This window comes from Glaciecola sp. 2405UD65-10 (genome assembly GCF_048820975.1).
In the GTDB taxonomy this organism is placed as follows: Bacteria; Pseudomonadota; Gammaproteobacteria; order Enterobacterales; family Alteromonadaceae; genus Glaciecola.
Window position 1 is genome coordinate 1,034,777 of record NZ_JBMEUF010000001.1, and the last position, 18,388, is coordinate 1,053,164.

Here is an 18,388-nt window from a genome sequence, read left to right on the forward strand (position 1 = left end):
GTATAATGTGTCACAATTTGTACCTGTTTAATAGTTATTTGTTGTAATAACAAAGCCGTATCGTAACTAAAAGAAGCCATTAGATGAAAATAAGTCCCGCACAAATAACCTTCAACGAACAAGGAACACCCACCTCAAGCGAATTTGATGATGTTTACTTTTCGAACAACGAAGGGCAAGCAGAAACCTCGTATGTGTTTTTAGAAGGGAATGTCTTATTCTCGCGCTGGCGAACGTTTCAATACGAGCATTTTTGCATAGGTGAAACGGGGTTTGGTACCGGATTAAACTTTTTTTGTGTAGCTGACTTATTTTTGCGCTTTAAAGCACAATATCCAAACTCCCCTTTAAAGCACCTACATTTTATTTCCACCGAAAAATATCCAATTCCCTTTGCACAATTGCCTGACGTTTTAGCCACCATGTCTACATTCCCGGCCTTTCCTGAAAATTGGCAACGCGATTGGTTGGCCCAATATCCAGAATCAGTTGAGGGTGTTCACAGGATACATTTTCACCCGTTTATTACTGTAGATATACATTACAACGATGCCAGCGAAGCATTTTCATCTTTATATTGCCCCCACAACAAGTTAGTAGATGCTTGGTTTTTAGACGGCTTCGCACCATCCAAAAATTCGTCAATGTGGTCTCAATCTTTGTTTGATTCTATGGCGTTCTTAAGTAAAGAAAATTGTACCTTAGCCACTTTTACAGCCGCAGGTTTTGTGAAGCGAGGGCTTGTTCAAGCAGGTTTTAATATCAGAAAGCAAAAAGGGTTTGGTCGTAAGCGAGAAATGATAGTGGGTGATTTCAGCACTGATAAACAATCGCTAAACCAAACAAACTATGCTCATGCACCCTACTTTTCCCGCTTTGCGATGCAAGGCCTTGTTGGGGCTTCAGTTACAGCTTCATCAAATAAGTCACCAATGCCTATTTGCGTGGTAGGAAACGGACTCGCAGGGGCAATAAGCGCACTAAAATTAGTACAATTAGGATATGAGGTAGAACTAATTTGGTCAGGTGATTTACCCGCTGATGCAGCCTCAGGGGCATTGATAGGGGGATTTTATCCCCAGTTAAATGCACAGAATAATATTGCTAGTCGTATTCAACTTACCAGCTTCTTATATGCCAAACGTTTTTACGATGAGCTTAATTTAATCTCTCCGTTTGAACATAGCTGGTGCGGCGCATTGCAATTGGGCTTTAATGATAATACCAAAATAAGGCTCGACAAGTTAGCGAATAAGCAACTATGGCCGGAATCGATTGCTCATCCACTTTCGCCTGAACAAGCCAGCGAAAAAGCTAAAGTAGACATTCCCTACCCTTGTTTATTTATGCCACTGGCGGGTTGGATTTCACCTGTCAGTTTAGTTAATGCATGCATTAACACCGCTAAGCAATATAAAAATTTTGCCTTAACATCAAATACGCAATTGCTTGATTACGCCGTTCATAGTTCAACTACAGGTAATAACCACGGCTTCTCAGGTGTAACACTGCGCCTTCAAAACGCACATGGTGAAAGTGAGAAACAAGCTGCTTCACTGGTTATTTGTGCAGGCAGTGGTAGCCAACCATTGCTAGCCCCTTTGGTGCCTCTTAGAGTCACCCGTGGCCAAGTAGAATGGGTGAAAAGCACAGGTACCCTTTCCAAACTCAACACACTACTATGCCATAAAGGATACTTAAGCCCTGCCTTAAACGGCTTGCATGCTTTGGGTTCCACATATGTTAAAGAAGATACTTCGTGCGAAGTGCGCGAAGAAGAAACGCAGCAAAATTTTGCCCTGCATGCGCAAAGTTTGCAACAAACAAATTGGGCACATGAATTGACGTCTTTAGCTTCAGCGCCTAGCAATTCAGCGCGAGCAGGTATACGTTGCTCAAGTCCTGATCATATTCCGGTGGTGGGAGCGGTGCCTAACAAACTGCAATTGCATGAACTTAAAGACTTGTACAAAGCCCTTCCCGTGCATCATTACTGCGTACCTAGTATTGATAAAAATGTGTATGTATTAAGTGGTTTAGGCTCAAGAGGCTTAACAACGGCGCCGCTTATGGCTGAAATATTGGTCAGTGAAATGCTAGGCAGGCCCTTACCCTTACCCAGCGATTTACTGGATGCATTAAGTCCTAATCGCTTTATAGTCCGCTCTCTTATACGCCGCGAGCCATTGGTAAAAAGCGAGTAAGGCAATCAATCATACACTGTTGCCAATATCGCCTTATTCCGAAGCGTAAGAAACATAATTGGGTTGAGTGCTTTGGGCTACAAAGCTAGGAATAAGTATAGATGCTGAGGAAACTACACGGTTGCTGCCAAGCGCAATAATACGGGCATTAACGAATATGCCATCTTGCCTTTCAATCATAGTACCCGATAGCACATGATTCATAATTTGTTTATTCGCTAACTGTATTACGTTTCTAGAAAAGGCAATATCCCCATTATTGCTTACTTCTAAGGCAGGCATTAATTTAAAATCAATAACATTTAAGCCAAATTGCTGAATTTCAGAAATTGAATATTCGGCTAATTGATTACCTAAAATGGTAGTATTTTGAAGGCTTGTGTCTAACTTAACGAAAGAAGAAATACCTATTTTCGCGCTACCGTTTAAACCATTGCCATTTTTAACTAAACGCATAGCTAATTGCGCCGCATAATCTTGCACGCTTTTATAAGTAAATCTAGGATTAAAGCGTTGAACGGGCGCTTCAAGTGCATAGTAGTTATCGTGGTTTGCTTCATTACTTATATTGGCATCAGCGTCTATAGAGATAGGGGCACTGCCTCTGCTGTCTGGGTTTATTTCAGGGGGTAATTCACCTGCTAAAGCATATTGCTCATTAAGTAAATCAGCAATAGTTTGCGGGGGGGTATACCCTGCCATAAACATCTTACTTGCACTGCATGCTCCTAACATCGATAAACTAGTTATTAAGCACGCTGCTTTAAACACGGTTTTATAGTTTCGCATCTTAATCCCCTTGAATTAGTCTAACGCCATCTACTATTTCATTTTGCTTAGAAGATCCGCTTGGCAGTAGTGCGTCTGCAATATAATAAGGAATAAAGCTTTGCGCGCTAGCCACAACTACATTTGACTGCATACCTAGCATTCTGGCATTAACCAAGTAGCCACCTTGATGTTTAGTCATAGTGCCGGTAAGTACATACTGTATTGGCGTAGCATTTTTTAAATCAAGAAAGTCTCGAGATAATACAAAGTCACCAGATTCTGTTACGGTTATATACTGAGTAGATTTAAACTCAACAACAGGCATTCTGAACTTATGAAACTCATGCACAAAAGACTCTGCCATTTGTTGACCTAATAAATTTGTGGCTTTTAGGTCACTATCAATTAACGAAAAGTGGGTGACTGCCACAGGCGTTCTTTCAGTTACGTATTCCATATTAGCGACCAAATCTTGCGCCATGTTTCTTACATAATCCCCCACATGTTTGGTTAGCGGCATAGCTTTGTATGCGCCAGAAGATTTTGACATCATGGCTGGTTTGTTCATTGAACCGAATGCATCTACTTTGCTGTCATACTGATTGGTCGCATCAGCTACATTACTTTCGTCAGATTGCACAGCTCGTTCCACTTCATTTAATTCAAGCCCTTGCTCACCTTCATCATCTGCGGCAAATAATTGCTCTATTGACGGCAAAGAACTGCATCCACTTAACAGCACAATAATGCTTAGACTAGTTAATATTTTCATTGCTTACTCCTGCGTATATACGGCGTGTTCGAGCTTCTCAGCGCGATACAATTGTCCATTTCTCAAACTGACCTGTTCATTGGTGTAAAACAAGTCAGCTGGGAAGAATCGAGTGGCAGCTGCAACCACATCTTTGTTTCTAACATTAATGATTCTTGCGTTTACCATGGCACCATTTTGCTGCTCGGTAATAGTCCCAGTAATGTAATAATCAATAGATTGAAGCGCTGATAAATGGTTTAAGTCTCGCGACAGTGCTCTATCAGAGCTATCGTTCATTATGAGTGAATTACTTGCTTTAAAGTCTTGTGCTACAAGGCCTCGCTTAACAGCTTCGGTAATAAGCCCTTGCTCTAATTGATGGCCAAGTAACATTAAAGGGCCCTGCTCTGATAGGTCAGTGCGCATACTGGTAACGGGCACAAACCCTGCAACAGCATAACGATACTGACGATCAGTAGTGAGCGTTGAGAATAATGCCTCAGCAAGCATGGCAGTATATTGCTCAGATTGACCTAGTGCGGTATTTTTAATGGGGGCTTCGTTGTGTGTGAATTGCGACAACAAATTGGCACAGCCGCTAATACTGCTTATTAGCAAGACGCAAACAAAACACATGAGTATTATGCCTGCGCGGTGTAGAGTATTTTTCATTTCGCTTCGCCTTTTTAAGGGCTGCCTTACAGCAGAGTGAGTGAATTACTCTCACTTAAGCAAAATCGATTCCAACTATTGCGAATGTTAAATTAAAATACTACTTTTTAAAAAGCGCCTTTAACATCACGCGCACGTCTTGTGCATCACTAGGCGATAATTCATTATTCTCGATAGCGCCAAAAATGGAAGCTTGTAGGGATTGTTCAAAAGATTCGATAAGTGATACCGTGCTTTGTGTTTCGTCTACGGCTAATTGGGCGGCTTGAACCGAAAAATGCCCATGAATATAGCTTGAAACAAATAAGTCGTGCTCAGTGCCTGTATCAATAAACGCATCTAAAAAAGACTCTTTACTGACTAAGTATTGCTCTATGTTTGAATAACTCACGCGTCTCCTCGTACAAAATATAAAACTTGGTCTTTGTAACCCGTTATAACTGAAATTGGACCTGATAAATCAGTATCTAAATCGGCATCGCCGCAATCACTTATTAATCCTTTATTACCTAAGGCCTGAAGTTTGGCTTTAGTTGCCACTAATATAATGTTTGAACGGGGAATACTTCGCAAAAATTCTGCGCTCAATTGTTGATTACCTCGTCCAAAAATATGTCCCTGCCCACCAATAAGGGTAATGATTAGCTTTGTGGGCTTATTACGGGTAAGTGCCAATAATTGCTGTGCACTTACGTCATTAGCCACCACTTCGCCGTTAAATATCACATCTACCCCTAACAAGGTATTAGTAAGGCCCGCACGTTCCATAATAGCGGCTACGGTGCTACCTGAGCCCATCACAAAATAATGTTCTTCATGGTCTTGCATAAGCTCAAGTACATAGTCGGCTATATCGTCAAGTAGTAGCTCATCTGATTCTTTGCCGCCCATTTTTACCGCTTGAATATAACTTAAACTAAGGGGGACTTGCATTTCGCCATAGTGTTTAGCAAGCACCTGACCTTGCCTAAATTTCGACTCGTCTATATCTCGCACTTCTGCATCTTGCAATGACAATAGTTCCCCCTTAACTACCTGTGAAAGAACTTTCCCCGCTGCCTTTGGCGTTATTGCATACACTGAGCTATGAATTTTACACCCCGCTGGAATACCAAGTACAGGCATACGGGTGCCTATCACGCTGCACACATTGCGAGCCGTGCCGTCTCCGCCAGCAAATAAAATGAAATCAACCTTGTGTGCTAAAAATGCCTTAAGTAACGTAAGCGTATCTTCTATTTCAGTTTGTTGATTTAGCGGCGTATGCAATACCTTTACCGAAAAACCCAAGGCTCGTGCTGTGGTTTCGCCCATATCACCGCTGCCGGTAAATATATCAATAACGCCGACCTCATTTATACATTCATTAAGCGCAATATGTGTTTTTTGCATCGCAAGTTGCTCAGCACCTGCATCAAGAGCCTGTTTGCGTACATTGGCGCCATCACTGCCTTTTAGCGCTAACGCGCCGCCAATACCCGCAAATGGGTTGACTAATAAACCCAAGCTAAATTTACGCCTAAGCCTTAATTCATTCATTGATAGACTCATCCTTAGCGCGCGTAGCGTTTGCGCGAATGCTTGCACAATTATTCACTTGATAAAACTGCCTTAAGGCAAGTAAAAAGGCCGCTGCTCGGGGCGGAAATCCACTTTCTTCATATTCCGCCAATTGTTGCGCCACCGCATTTTTAAAGGGAGTGTCATCAATTTCTCCAGCAGTTAGATTATCAATACTTACTCTGAATGGTTTGTGGCATGCTTTTGAAAATGCCCACTCAATGGCCTGGGGTTTAACTTCTACCCTTTCAAATTCTGCTTGCTGATTAGCGTTGCGGCCATCTTCTGTATACCAGTATCCATAATCTTCAAGTAATCGGCGTTGTTCCCCAGCAATACACCAATGCGCCACTTCATGCAAAGCACTCGCAAAGTAGTCATGGCTGTAAAAAATACAATGGGTTTTATGCTCATTATTTTGCGGTTGGTATAGTGGCTCACTAGCTCCGCCTATAAGCACTGTATTGTAAGCTTGTTTGAAACATGCATTGAATATAAGCTCTAAGTCACTTGCTAAGTGCTCAATTTTAGCTACGACTACAGATAAGTCTTCAGTGATGAAATCATCAAGTTGACGAGAAGATACGCATTTGCTCATAAAACGTAGTATATTTATCCAAAATAAAAATCACATTTATTGTAACCGATACCATAACTAACATCATGTTCTTAGCTAAGAAAAATTAATTACTTGTGATCATTACGACTATATTCCTCCCCTTATTGTTTATTATAGGAGCCAAACTTTGAGTGATTTTCAATGGCAAAGGCCAAAGCCTTTTATACGTAACTGGCAAATTAGTAGTAGCAATATTGATCATTATCAGCACACAAATAACGTTGCCTACCTATCGCGGCTTGAAAAGTTAGCGTGGGAACACTCAAAGGCCTTAGGCTTACAATTTGAAGACTACCAGAAAGCAGATAGAGCAATGGTTATTACAAAGCATGAGTTGAATTATCATTTGCCTAGCCATTTAAATGACACCCTAGCCTGTGCTACGTGGATTACTTTTTGCGACAAAAAGTTTCGTTTAAGCAGAGAATTTCAATTCATTAACGTGGCGAGTGCGAAAACTTGCTTTAGTGCTACAACACAATTTGTGTGTGTTAGTTTACAAACTGGCGCTCCCAAAAAGATGCCGCAGGCGTTTTATGAAATATATGCACAAGCGGTACATATATGAATAATCGTATTATTTTACTGAGCTTGTGCTTATTGTTGTCATTAGCCGCAAACGTATATTTTGCAAAGCATTATTTTTTTAATGCCCTAGGCAGTAATCAGCGTGTGCAAAACGAGGCGGTTAAAAACAATACCGAAAACACTTCTTTCCCCCACACACCAGCTATGAGTATTGCAAATACTGAAAAAACCAAAGAACAAAAGACGGTAGCATTACACAAAGACAATCAGCAAAGCCAAGAAATAGCCTTCAGCCGTTTAACGCAATTAGCCGCTGAACAGCAATATGAAAAACTACAATATGAGTTAAAAGTTTACTTGCGACATTATCCAAATGATATTGACGCTCTATTACTTGAGGCTCAGACTTACATCCATACACTTCCCTTAAGCCAGGCCATTGTGCATTACTATGGATTGCTGTCATTGCCGTTATCACAAAGCCAATTAGAAGATGTGCAGCATTTCATTGCAAGTAATACAAGTACGGTAATACAGCAGTTTACCGCTGATAAAGCATGGGATTTGTTAGCTGAGTTTTTAGAACCTTTAGTGCAAGTTGACCCATTGAACAGGCAATATATTTTAAGTTTAGGCCGCGCCTATGGTATGCAAGAGCAGTTTTCTTTAATGGAGAATGTGCTGGCAGCGCTGAGCCGTGATGATCTTCGTGCGCAAAGGCTTCGCACGATGGTACGGGCCAAAATTGATGAACAGAATCAGCCATTAGCTGACGCTGAGCTTAGCAGCCGTAATGAAAGTTTTGATGCTGAAACAGCAGATGTGGAAATTTTAAAATCAGATGGGCAATTTATAACACCAGTAAGTGTCAATAATACTAGACTGAATTTACTGCTTGATACTGGTGCTTCAACCACCGCAATTAGCCATACGAAATTCGCAAGACTGCCTGCCAATGAACATGTTTTTATGGGAAAGTTTACTTTAAATACTGCTGGCGGCTCTATTCAAGCACCTATTTACAAAATTAACTCTATGTTGTTAGGCGATGTTGAGCTTCGCAATACCAATGTGATTATTTTACCGGCAGATAATCTACATCAGCTTGATGGATTATTAGGCATGAATGCCTTAAGTCAGTTTAATATAGAATTTGATGCGCAAAATGAAAGCGTTAAATTGTTCAAGAAATAAAAAAGCCAACTGAAGAATATCTGCAGTTGGCTTGGATATATTTAGCATGATAGCCATGCAATTTTTACAGTATTAGTGCGCAACTCAAAGTGTTGCAGCAAGGCGTGTACCTTGGTCAATTGCCCGTTTCGCATCTAACTCAGCAGCTACATCAGCGCCGCCAATTAAATGATGGGGAACAGATAAGCCTTCTACTAACTCACGAAGTGGATCTTGGCCTGCGCAAATTACTATGTTGTCTACATCCAGTATTTGCTTTTCGCCGTTTACTTCAATATGCAAACCCGCATCGTCAATTTTTTCATAACTGACGCCAGCAACTAGTTTAACGCCTTTCATCATTAAGCCCATACGATGTGCCCAGCCGGTTGTTTTACCTAAGCCCGCTCCAACTTTGCTGGTTTTACGTTGTAAAAGAAAGATTTGACGTGGTGATGGTTCAGGTAATGGCTTGAGCCCTTCTACACCACCTCTCGCGCTAAGTGTCATGTCAACGCCCCACTCTTTCATGAACGCTGAAATGTTAGTTGATGTTGATACCTCGCCATGAGATAAAAACTCACTCGTATCAAAACCTATTCCACCTGCACCTATAACAGCAACTTTATTTCCAACGGGCTTTTTATGTTTAAGTACGTCAATGTAATTAAGTACTTTAGGATGTTCAATACCCTCAATTGCGGGGGTGCGTGGCACAATGCCAGTAGCCAGCATAACTTCATCGAAGTCACCGTTATTAAGCATTTCTGTTGTTACGCGCGTGTTTAAACGTAAATCAACGCCATTAAGGGCTAATTGAACGCCAAAGTAACGAATGGTTTCGTAAAACTCTTCCTTACCAGGCACTTGCTTAGCAATATTGAACTGCCCACCAATTTCATCGGCTGAATCGAATAAGGTAACTTTATGGCCACGTTGCGCGGCTGTTGTAGCCGCAGCTAAACCCGCTGGCCCTGCACCCACAACGGCAATGCGCTTAATAGTAGTAGCAGGTTCAATCGCAAATTCGGTTTCATGACATGCTCTAGGATTAACTAAACAGCTTGTCATTTTACCATCGAAAGCGTGGTCCAAGCAGGCTTGGTTGCATCCTATGCAAGTGTTAATGTGGCTTGCTCTGTTCTCTTTTGCTTTATTAACAAACTCGGCGTCTGCTAAGAACGGACGCGCCATTGATACCATGTCGGCATCTCCGCGAGCTAACACTTCTTCTGCAACTTCAGGGGTATTAATTCTATTGGACGTGATAAGTGGAATATTCAAGGCTTTCTTGAATTTAGCGGTTACCCAAGTAAAGGCCGCGCGAGGTACTTTAGTCGCAATGGTAGGGATACGCGCTTCGTGCCAACCAATACCGGTATTGATAATAGTTGCTCCCGCTTTTTCAATTGCTAGACCAAGCTCAACGACTTCATCAAAAGTAGACCCACCTTCCACTAAGTCAAGCATCGACAAACGATAAATTATAATGAAGTTTTCGCCTACCGCTTCACGCACTCTGCGAACAACATCAATTGGCAGTTTAATTCTATTTTGGTAATCACCGCCCCACTCATCTTTACGTTGATTAGTGCGCGCAGCTATAAATTGATTTAAAAAGTAGCCTTCTGAACCCATAATTTCAACACCGTCATAGCCTGCTTTTTGCGCCTGCTTAGCGGTGTAAACGAAATCTTCAATTTGCTTTTCAATACCTTGCGCATCGAGCTCTTTTGGTACAAACGGATTAATAGGCGCTTGAATAGGTGATGGTGCTACTAAGGCCTTGTTATATGCATAACGGCCAGTATGCAATATTTGCATACAAATCTTACCGCCTTCTGCATGTACTGCTGATGTCACAACTTTATGATGCTCTACCGCTTCTTCACTATCTAAACGTTTAGTAATAGCATGGGTGGCACCTTCATCATTAGGTCCTATTCCACCGGTAACAATTAGGCCTACACCACCACGTGCACGCTCTGCAAAAAATGCTGCCATTCTGTTATGACCGTTTGGCGCTTCTTCTAGTCCGGTGTGCATAGAGCCCATCAATACTCTATTTTTTAATTGGGTAAAACCCAAATCAAGTGGTCTAAATAGATGTGGATATGAAGAATTTGTATCGTTAGTAGTAGTCTTTGAAACTTCAGACATGTTGCCATCCCTTTAATAAAATATGTAGTATTCTCAAATGAAGCAAAAATTATGTGCTGTGATTAATCAACAATATTGTTGGGCAAATCTTGACGCGTTTTCAACCAAATTTTGCCACTTTCTATACCGTATTTACGCACTACTGAAACCACACGATCAGGCTCATTTTCAGCTAATACCGAAAGCAACTGTTCGTAATAATTAATGGCAGTAGTTCGCGCACTTTCATGACCAAAGAAGTATCCGCCTAAGCGCGCATAAATACCTTTGAACCCATTCATCATTAATACATAAACAGGATTATTCGAAGCAAAGGCTAAATCATGGTGCATTTGATAATCGTTCTGTGCAAACGCATTACCATCTTCACCAATGGTTCTATATCGTTCAATAATTTCACGGCATTTATCAGGGTTTTGACGAAAAGCGGCACGTATGAATACGGCACTAAGATTGGTTCTAGCGGAAAGCAGGTTATCAATTAATTGCGGTTGGCCTTCTTGGTCTAAACGCGCCAGCGTTTCGAGGATATTCAAACCGCAAGTTTCCCAATAATTGTTGACTTTCGTTGGTTTACCATGCTGGATTGTGAGCCAACCATCACGCGCAAGCCTTTGCAAAACTTCACGTAAGGTGGTCCGTGTTACGCCAATAAGTTCAGATAGTTCACGTTCTGCGGGGAGAATGGTACCGGGCGGAAATCGGCCGCTCCAAATAGACTCTACAATATATTCTTCTGCGAAACCGGCTGGACTTTGAGACTTATAAATCATTGGCTAAACTATAATTTGTTAATATTATTTTAACTGATTGTACCAGATGCAAAGCACAAGAAAAGCTTTATTGGTTTTACTATATTAATCAAACACTTAATGTAATGAAAATGAGCAGATTAAGTTAACAAAAAGTAAAAATACTAGAAATGATAGCTAATATCGCGCTAAATAGACGCTGTTAATAAATATTTCTTTAGATTTACCGATAACTTAGCTACATTCTGCACCAATAATACACATTAGGACTTAGCAATATGGCTATCTCAACCTTCGAAGCAGTCTATCGCAATTTTTTAGGCCCAGCACCCGATTGGTATAAAAAAACCATTATCGGCTTTTTATTCTTAAACCCTATTTTGTTCTCACTTGACCCTTACATTGCTGGTTGGGCGCTGGTTATAGAGTTTATATTTACTTTAGCCATGGCTTTAAAATGCTATCCCTTGCAGCCCGGAGGTTTACTGCTAATAGAAGCTATCCTAATAGGCATGACAACGCCGCAACATATGATGCTTGAAATTACTACCAATATTGAAGTGGTGCTCTTATTGGTGTTTATGGTCGCCGGTATTTACTTTATGAAAGACCTTCTTATGTTCCTGTTCACTAAACTGGTCATAAAGGTTGAAAATAAAACAATGTTGTCGGTGGCCTTCATTGCATCTTCGGCCTTCTTATCCGCCTTTCTAGACGCGCTAACGGTGGTCGCCGTTATTATAAGTGTGGGCTTAGGCTTTTATTCTATTTATCATAAAATAGCCTCTGGCAAAGAGTTTCATCATGATCATGACCATACCAGTGACTCAAATGTAGACACCCCTCAGCACGGTGACTTAGATAAATTTAGAGCATTTTTACGCAACCTAATGATGCATTCTGCGGTTGGTACTGCCCTTGGCGGTGTAATGACTATGGTGGGCGAGCCACAAAACTTAATTATTGCTGAAAAAGCCTCGTGGGGCTTTGGTGAATTTTTCGTTCGTATGTCACCCATCACTATTCCCGTTTTTGTATTTGGTGTAATAACAGCTTTCTTGTTAGAAAAAACTAAAACGTTTAGTTATGGCGCCCAAATGCCTAATTCAGTGCGACACATTCTTAAAGATTACGACAAGCACATGGACTCAGAACGAACCACTCGGGATAAAGCTCGTTTAGGTGTGCAGGCCTTAATAGGTATATGGTTAATAGTAGGTTTGGCAGGACATTTTGCTTCTGTAGGCTTAATTGGTTTGTCAGTTATTATTTTAGCCACCGCCATGAGCGGAATCGTAGAAGAACATGCCTTAGGCAAAGCATTTGAAGAATCATTACCTTTTACCGCCTTGCTATGTGTGTTCTTCGGTGTTGTGGCAGTAATTGTTGACCAAGGCCTGTTTTTACCGGTGATTGAGTATGTACTTAGTTTTGAGGGAGAAGCGCAACTTGTTCTCTTCTTTATTGCCAATGGTGTTTTATCTATGGTGAGCGATAATGTATTTGTGGGAACCGTATACATTAATGAAGTAGCGGCAGCCCTTGCAAAAGGCGAAATCACCCGTGACCAATTTGATTTGCTCGCTGTGGCGATAAACACAGGAACTAACCTGCCTAGCGTAGCAACGCCAAATGGTCAGGCGGCATTTTTGTTTTTGTTAACCTCGGCTATTGCACCTTTACTGAAACTTTCTTATGGTCGTATGGTCTATATGGCGCTTCCTTACACCGTGGTTTTAACTATAGTTGGCTTAGCCGCCACTTATTTAGGCTTAATAGATTTGACTCAATCATTGTATGATATGCATTTGATCAACCATCACACTGATTTACCCAGTGTTGGCGGTGGTGACGGACATTAAGAAACTCTTATAATTTACATTACTAAAGGAATATATGCATGGCAGTAACTGCGCTTTTAGAAAGGACTCATAGCTTCGGCCAGTCAAAATGGTCATGGTTTTTATTAGCTCTTAGCAGCACAGGCTTAACCTGCGCTGCCCTTTACTTTCAACATGTATTAGACTTACAGCCTTGTATTAAGTGTATTTACCAACGTACTGCCGTATTGGGTATTTTACTTGCAGCGCTTATTCCTTTAATAGTAAACACTTTTGCCACAAGGTTATTGGCACTTCTTATATGGGGATACAGCGCTTTTGAAGGATTAATGGCATCAAGAGCGCATCTTGAAATCATTTTTGCAGAAAACCCTTTTTTTATGGTGTGTGACATAGTCCCCAACTTCCCCTCATTTATGCCATTACACGAGTGGTTACCCTCTATATTTGCGGCTACCGGAGATTGTGATGAAAACAGCTGGCAGTTTTTAGGTATGGGTATGGCGAGTTGGCTACAAGTGATTTTTATTGCGCATCTGGTAGTGCTTATTTGGGTATTTATCTCGTTATTCTTCAAGCCAAAACAAAGCGCCTAGTTAATCTTCAATGGGGTCTATTGGCCAAGAAACAATGTAGTCCTCGAAATCGTTAAGATCTACGTCGTTTTCGTTGATAACTCTGTTTCGAACCGTGATCCCCAGCTGATGCATTTTGCTTTTTTTACCTCGATTAAGTAAAGGGTGCCAATGAGCCAAACCTTTGCCCTCTTGTAGTCTTCTATAACTGCAAGAGGGAGGCATGAAATATACGTCTTTGAGGTTTTCTTTTGATAATGACACGCAGTCTAAGACAAGCTCAGCACGTCTTTCATATTGAGTACACGAACACGTTTTGTCGTTTAAGAGATAACAAGAGATATTTGTAAACAATATCTCTTCAGCTTTGCTAGGTTCACTTTCAGAAGCTTCCTCATCTTGAGCACCTTCATCTATAAACTTATGTAGGCAACATCTACCACAACCATCACAAACGGCTTCCCATTCGTCTTTTGACATATCTGCTAGCGATTTATTTTGCCAAAACTTAGATTCAATAAGAGGCTTTGTATAAGGAGACTTTTTCATAACTTACCTTGTATCACCGCAGTTTAATTAGTACAGGCATAAGCTGTTGTTGTAGCGTTTAACTTCTATTAGGCTTGCCTAATCCTAACTCTTCGCGATGCTGTGCTAACAAGCTTTTTTCTTTCGGGGGTAACTGCAAATAGTAACCTTCGCTAGTGACTTTATCTATAAATTCACTTCGGTCAATATTGGCTATTTTGTCATGTTTAATGACCGGCACAAGTGTAACAAATTGTGGCGGGCCAAATACTTTCATCAGGGCTTCAGGCACTTCGCTGAAATCGTCCCTTTTCTCAACGTACAAATATGTATCGGCTTTTTTAGATGACTTATATACTGCGCACAATTTCATGATGGTTCGCCAATTTAGGTAATAATTCAGCAATACGGCTGTCTAATAAATCGTATCGCCATGAACTTAGCAAATCCGGCTTTAGCCCTTGGGCTTCAAGTTCATCAAAGGTAAACCAAAACCATTTTAGAAGCTGGTTAATTTGTTTCTTAGATGCAAGCGTAGCAACGGGAATGTTGTGTTGTTGCGCTACCTCATCAACCATTTTTTTAGCCGCAATCATAGCTGATTTGTAACCTGAGAACTCAATTAATCGCTGTACGCGAGGTGGGCACTGGGCAGGGTCCAAATTTTTTGCTTGTGTACAAATACTAATAATCGTTTCACCGTACAAGCGCGCGGGTTTTGAATATAGCTGTTTACATTCAAACAATTTATGATTGTTGTCAGGCAGTTTAACCGCCAGCTCGTACATAGCATCTTCTTTTATTACAAAATTAACTGACTTATTTTTGGCTCGCGCTTCTTCAAGTCGCCACCGGGCCAATTCTTTAAATGCGGCAAGGCTTCTACTACTTAATTTCCATATATTTTTTAACATCAAATAAGCAGTATTAGCGGGCACTGGGGTTGATTTCTTTAAACCTAATTGGTCAATTTCTTGATAAACCCAAGAGGTAATGCCTCTTTGTTCAGTTAAAGCAAACAAGTGTTCAAAAAGCGCCATTAAATGAGTAACGTCAGCCGCGGCGTAAGTAAGCTGAGCTTGACTTAAAGGTCGCTGCATCCAATCAGTTCTAGACTCGCCTTTATCAAGACTTATAGAAAAAAGTTGTTCAACCAAATTGGCATAACCTACTGACACACCTAAATCTAATAGCCCCGCAGCAAACTGCGTATCAAAAACAGGCGTGGGAATTACGCCTAAATGATGCCAAAGCGCTTCTAAATCTTCGGAACACGAATGTGCGACCTTGATTACATTTGGATCAACAAGGAGCTCAGCAAACATTGCTAAATCAGCAACCGCAATTGGGTCAATCAATACTAGCTGCTTGCCGTCAAACACCTGGATCAAGCCCAATAACGGGGTTAAGGTTTGGGTGCGAACAAATTCTGTATCAATAGCCAATATGTGCGCTTTACCATCACTATCTTTATATTGAGCGCACCAGCTTTCAAATTCATCTTGTGAATCAATATAAGAATAATCAACTACGTGCGCGTATGGATGCAAAATAACTTAATCTCTTAATTCTTTACGCAAGATTTTTCCCACGTTTGATTTGGGAAGTTCATCTCTAAACTCCACTATTTTAGGCACTTTATAACCGGTTAGTAATGATTTACAGTGCGTTATTACGTCAGCCTCAGTAATGCTTGGGTCACTTTTCACTATAAATAGTTTTACCACTTCACCAGATACTTCATGAGGAACGCCAATAGCAGCAGCTTCTAGTATGCCATCGTGCATCGCCGCCACTTCTTCAATCTCGTTAGGAAATACATTGAAACCCGAGACTAAAATCATATCTTTTTTACGGTCTACAATAAACAAGTAACCTTGCTCATCAATAGTAGCAATATCACCAGTTGCTAACCAACCGTCTTTGAGAATATCAGAGGTTGCTTCAGCGCGCCCTAAATAGCCTAGCATGACTTGTGGACCTTTCACATAAAGCTCTCCGGCCTCACCAAACGCTACACTTTGCCCTTCTTCATCAAGTAACTTAATCTCGGTTGAAGGTAATGGAAGGCCTATAGAACCTTTGTATTCACTTAAATGCATTGGGTTAACCGACACCACAGGTGAGCACTCCGTTAAACCGTATCCTTCTATCAGCATCTTACCTGTTACTTTTTGCCACTTTTCAGCTACCGGTTTTTGCACCGCCATACCGCCACCAAGACCAAATTTGAAGCTAGAGAAATCAAGCTCAGAAAATCCTGGCGTATTTAACAAACCATTGAATAAAGTGTTAACCCCGGTAATGGTCGCAAACGGATACTTTTTGAGTTCATTTACAAAACCAGGCATATCACGCGGATTCGTAATAAGTAAGTTGGGACAACCGTATTTCACAAAGGTCAGGCAGTTAGTGGTTAAGGCAAATATATGGTAAAGCGGAAGTGCCGTTACAACCAAATCGCCCTGTTCAATGAGTATTTCAAAGTTACCTGATACTTGTTCTAAGTTGGCCACCATATTTCGATGCGTAAGCATGGCCCCTTTTGACACACCGGTTGTGCCCCCAGTATATTGTAAGAATGCAAGATCATCACCTTTTATGGCTGGGCGCTCATAGTTCTTATTTTGCCCTGCACTAAGTGCTTGCTTAAACGATGTTGTATTTTGTAGATTGTGCGCGGGAATCATTTTCTTCACGTATTTAACAGCAAAGTTAACAATCCACTTTTTAGGCGCAGGTAACATATCACCTAAAGATGTAAGAACAACATTTTTAACCTCAGTATTGGCTAGAACTTTTTCCAAGGTATCGGCGAAGTTCTCTACAATAACAATAGTTTTTACTTTAGCATCGCAAAGCTGGTGCTCTAGTTCACGAGCTGTATACAATGGGTTTACATTAACTACTGTCATACCTGCGCGCAGAATGCCAAACAAAGCAATAGGATATTGCAGCAAATTTGGCATCATTACCGCAACGGCATCCCCTTTCGTTAAGCCAGAATGCTGAAGATATGAAGCAAATTGCAAAGACATAACATCTAGGTCTTCAAACGTAATTTGGTGACCCATATTTATGAAAGCGACTTGATTAGCATACTGACTGCATGACTGTTCGAATATTTCTAGCAAAGAAGGAACTACGTCCGGGTCTATTTCATGTTTTACGTTTTGGTCGTATTGATCAAGCCAAATTTTATCCACGTATTTCAATTCCTCTTCTTGATTAACGATGCCATATAATAACTGGCTGTAATCATCATTAATCCAAATGTTAGTCCAACTATGAATGGTCGTACCATTCATCTAATGCGCGTTATACTAATGTACTAATGAATAAAATGAAAACAAACTTTAAGTTTGATTAACAAATGTTCGTTATCATTCAAAACTATCTATTTTTTTGACTATAAATTGAGCCACTTGCTCAGGTGCATCAAGGTGCACATGATGCCCCCCTTGAAATTCAACAGTGTCAACATGGTCAAAAAGCGAACTTCGCTCGTTCAATATACGTTTTATTTTGTCAAATCCGTCACTTCCTATGACTAATGCCCGTGGGCAAGCAATATTGGCAATTACATTATTGGCTTGAGCTTCTGTCATCCGCATTGGTGACTTAGTGCGAAGGCGCTTATCGGTTCGCCACAGTAGCGAGCCATTAGGATCTTGCTTTACATTTCGCTGTAAAATGGTTTCTGCCATAGCTGAACTTAAATCACTAATTGCACAACGTGCTTTTACTAATTCTACCATAGATTTAGGCTGTTTTATTGCTTTGTAAGCCCTATCCCTACTTTCAAAACTGTGTTTTATTTGTTCAGCAGTTGTTAGCTCTGATTGACTTAAAGGCCCTATTGATTCTATTGCAATAAATCCTATTAAAGCCTTAGGCTGAGTAGCCGCGTAAATACTACACGCAATAGCGCCTAAAGAGTGCCCAACTAATATCACATTTTTGATTTTTTGAGTATTGATAAAGCGGTGGAGGTCATAGGCATAGTCAACTAAATGATAATGCGCATCTTCGCTTCGATGATCAGAATGGCCATGGCCGGCCAAATCAATAGCAACGCAGGGGTAATCAGTTAACAAAGGAAGCATATACGAAAAACTGGCTGCGTTGTCTAAATACCCATGAAGAAAAATAAGTACTGTTTGCTCATCCTTTCGATTAATAAAAGCATCATTAACTAGCCCTGCTAAATTAACAGGGCTTTGTTCAAAATTCTTATTAATTAACATTAAA

General features: G+C 40.8%; 18 protein-coding genes. 5 read left to right on the top strand and 13 right to left on the bottom strand.

Annotated elements, in window-relative coordinates:
- The first annotated feature begins 83 nt into the window (after positions 1-83).
- Positions 84-2,204, top strand: a complete 2,121-nt coding sequence (gene mnmC / locus ACOI22_RS04715; RefSeq protein ID WP_420670719.1) for a bifunctional tRNA (5-methylaminomethyl-2-thiouridine)(34)-methyltransferase MnmD/FAD-dependent 5-carboxymethylaminomethyl-2-thiouridine(34) oxidoreductase MnmC — start codon at positions 84-86, stop codon at positions 2,202-2,204.
- A 33-nt stretch (positions 2,205-2,237) separates the two neighbouring features.
- Here mnmC and ACOI22_RS04720 read toward each other — a convergent pair whose 3' ends face one another.
- The 6 genes from ACOI22_RS04720 to ACOI22_RS04745 form a co-directional block, all read right to left on the bottom strand.
- Entirely contained in the window at positions 2,238-2,993 is a 756-nt protein-coding gene (locus ACOI22_RS04720; RefSeq protein ID WP_420670721.1) for a FlgO family outer membrane protein, read from the bottom strand.
- A gap of 1 nt (position 2,994) precedes the next feature.
- Positions 2,995-3,747 (bottom strand): FlgO family outer membrane protein, encoded by a 753-nt coding sequence (locus tag ACOI22_RS04725; RefSeq protein WP_420670723.1) that lies wholly within the window; start codon positions 3,745-3,747, stop codon positions 2,995-2,997.
- Positions 3,748-3,750: 3 nt separating this feature from the next.
- Positions 3,751-4,401 carry a FlgO family outer membrane protein gene (locus tag ACOI22_RS04730; protein ID WP_420670725.1) on the bottom strand — a complete coding sequence of 217 codons (651 nt, stop codon included), beginning with the start codon at positions 4,399-4,401 and terminating at the stop codon, positions 3,751-3,753.
- Positions 4,402-4,501: 100 nt separating this feature from the next.
- Positions 4,502-4,792, bottom strand: coding sequence for a YfcL family protein (locus tag ACOI22_RS04735; RefSeq protein ID WP_420670727.1), 291 nt, complete (start codon positions 4,790-4,792; stop codon positions 4,502-4,504).
- Positions 4,789-5,940 carry an ATP-NAD kinase family protein gene (locus ACOI22_RS04740; RefSeq protein WP_420670729.1) on the bottom strand — a complete coding sequence of 384 codons (1,152 nt, stop codon included), beginning with the start codon at positions 5,938-5,940 and terminating at the stop codon, positions 4,789-4,791. The genes ACOI22_RS04735 and ACOI22_RS04740 overlap by 4 nt, the downstream gene beginning before the upstream one ends.
- Positions 5,933-6,559 (bottom strand): elongation factor P hydroxylase, encoded by a 627-nt coding sequence (locus ACOI22_RS04745; RefSeq protein WP_420670731.1) that lies wholly within the window; start codon positions 6,557-6,559, stop codon positions 5,933-5,935. Before ACOI22_RS04745 ends, ACOI22_RS04740 begins: the two co-directional genes overlap by 8 nt.
- Positions 6,560-6,707: 148 nt before the next feature.
- Between ACOI22_RS04745 and ACOI22_RS04750 the strand changes: the two genes are divergently transcribed.
- Together ACOI22_RS04750 and ACOI22_RS04755 are read left to right on the top strand one after the other, a co-directional pair.
- Positions 6,708-7,148 (top strand): acyl-CoA thioesterase, encoded by a 441-nt coding sequence (locus tag ACOI22_RS04750; RefSeq protein WP_420670733.1) that lies wholly within the window; start codon positions 6,708-6,710, stop codon positions 7,146-7,148.
- Positions 7,145-8,302 (top strand): retropepsin-like aspartic protease family protein, encoded by a 1,158-nt coding sequence (locus tag ACOI22_RS04755; RefSeq protein WP_420670735.1) that lies wholly within the window; start codon positions 7,145-7,147, stop codon positions 8,300-8,302. Before ACOI22_RS04750 ends, ACOI22_RS04755 begins: the two co-directional genes overlap by 4 nt.
- A gap of 84 nt (positions 8,303-8,386) precedes the next feature.
- Here the strand turns inward: ACOI22_RS04755 and ACOI22_RS04760 are convergent, their stop codons facing one another.
- Both ACOI22_RS04760 and fadR read right to left on the bottom strand, forming a co-directional pair.
- Complete coding sequence (locus ACOI22_RS04760) at positions 8,387-10,441, bottom strand: FAD-dependent oxidoreductase (RefSeq protein ID WP_420670737.1); 2,055 nt, start codon at positions 10,439-10,441, stop codon at positions 8,387-8,389.
- Between the two features lie 62 nt (positions 10,442-10,503).
- A complete protein-coding gene (gene fadR / locus ACOI22_RS04765; protein WP_420670739.1) occupies positions 10,504-11,214 on the bottom strand; it encodes a fatty acid metabolism transcriptional regulator FadR in 711 nt (236 codons plus the stop codon).
- Between the two features lie 257 nt (positions 11,215-11,471).
- Between fadR and nhaB the strand changes: the two genes are divergently transcribed.
- Complete coding sequence (gene nhaB / locus ACOI22_RS04770) at positions 11,472-13,055, top strand: sodium/proton antiporter NhaB (protein WP_420670741.1); 1,584 nt, start codon at positions 11,472-11,474, stop codon at positions 13,053-13,055.
- Between the two features lie 38 nt (positions 13,056-13,093).
- The gene (gene dsbB / locus ACOI22_RS04775) at positions 13,094-13,630 is read left to right on the top strand and encodes a disulfide bond formation protein DsbB (RefSeq protein ID WP_420670743.1); all 537 of its coding nucleotides are present in this window, start codon (positions 13,094-13,096) and stop codon (positions 13,628-13,630) included.
- Here dsbB and ACOI22_RS04780 read toward each other — a convergent pair whose 3' ends face one another.
- The 5 genes from ACOI22_RS04780 to ACOI22_RS04800 all read right to left on the bottom strand — a co-directional run bounded on the left by ACOI22_RS04780 (position 13,631) and on the right by ACOI22_RS04800 (position 18,384).
- Positions 13,631-14,158, bottom strand: coding sequence for a YcgN family cysteine cluster protein (locus tag ACOI22_RS04780; RefSeq protein ID WP_420670745.1), 528 nt, complete (start codon positions 14,156-14,158; stop codon positions 13,631-13,633).
- Between the two features lie 58 nt (positions 14,159-14,216).
- Positions 14,217-14,510, bottom strand: coding sequence for a YcgL domain-containing protein (locus tag ACOI22_RS04785; RefSeq protein WP_420670747.1), 294 nt, complete (start codon positions 14,508-14,510; stop codon positions 14,217-14,219).
- Complete coding sequence (rnd, locus tag ACOI22_RS04790; RefSeq protein WP_420670749.1) at positions 14,488-15,687, bottom strand: ribonuclease D; 1,200 nt, start codon at positions 15,685-15,687, stop codon at positions 14,488-14,490. Before rnd ends, ACOI22_RS04785 begins: the two co-directional genes overlap by 23 nt.
- 6 nt (positions 15,688-15,693) lie before the next feature.
- Positions 15,694-17,343: a long-chain-fatty-acid--CoA ligase FadD gene (gene fadD, locus ACOI22_RS04795; RefSeq protein WP_420672316.1), complete on the bottom strand. Its 1,650-nt coding sequence runs from the start codon at positions 17,341-17,343 to the stop codon at positions 15,694-15,696.
- 177 nt (positions 17,344-17,520) lie between these two features.
- On the bottom strand, positions 17,521-18,384 hold the full coding sequence (locus ACOI22_RS04800; RefSeq protein WP_420670751.1) for an alpha/beta fold hydrolase: 864 nt from the start codon (positions 18,382-18,384) through the stop codon (positions 17,521-17,523).
- Between the last annotated feature and the right edge of the window lie 4 nt (positions 18,385-18,388).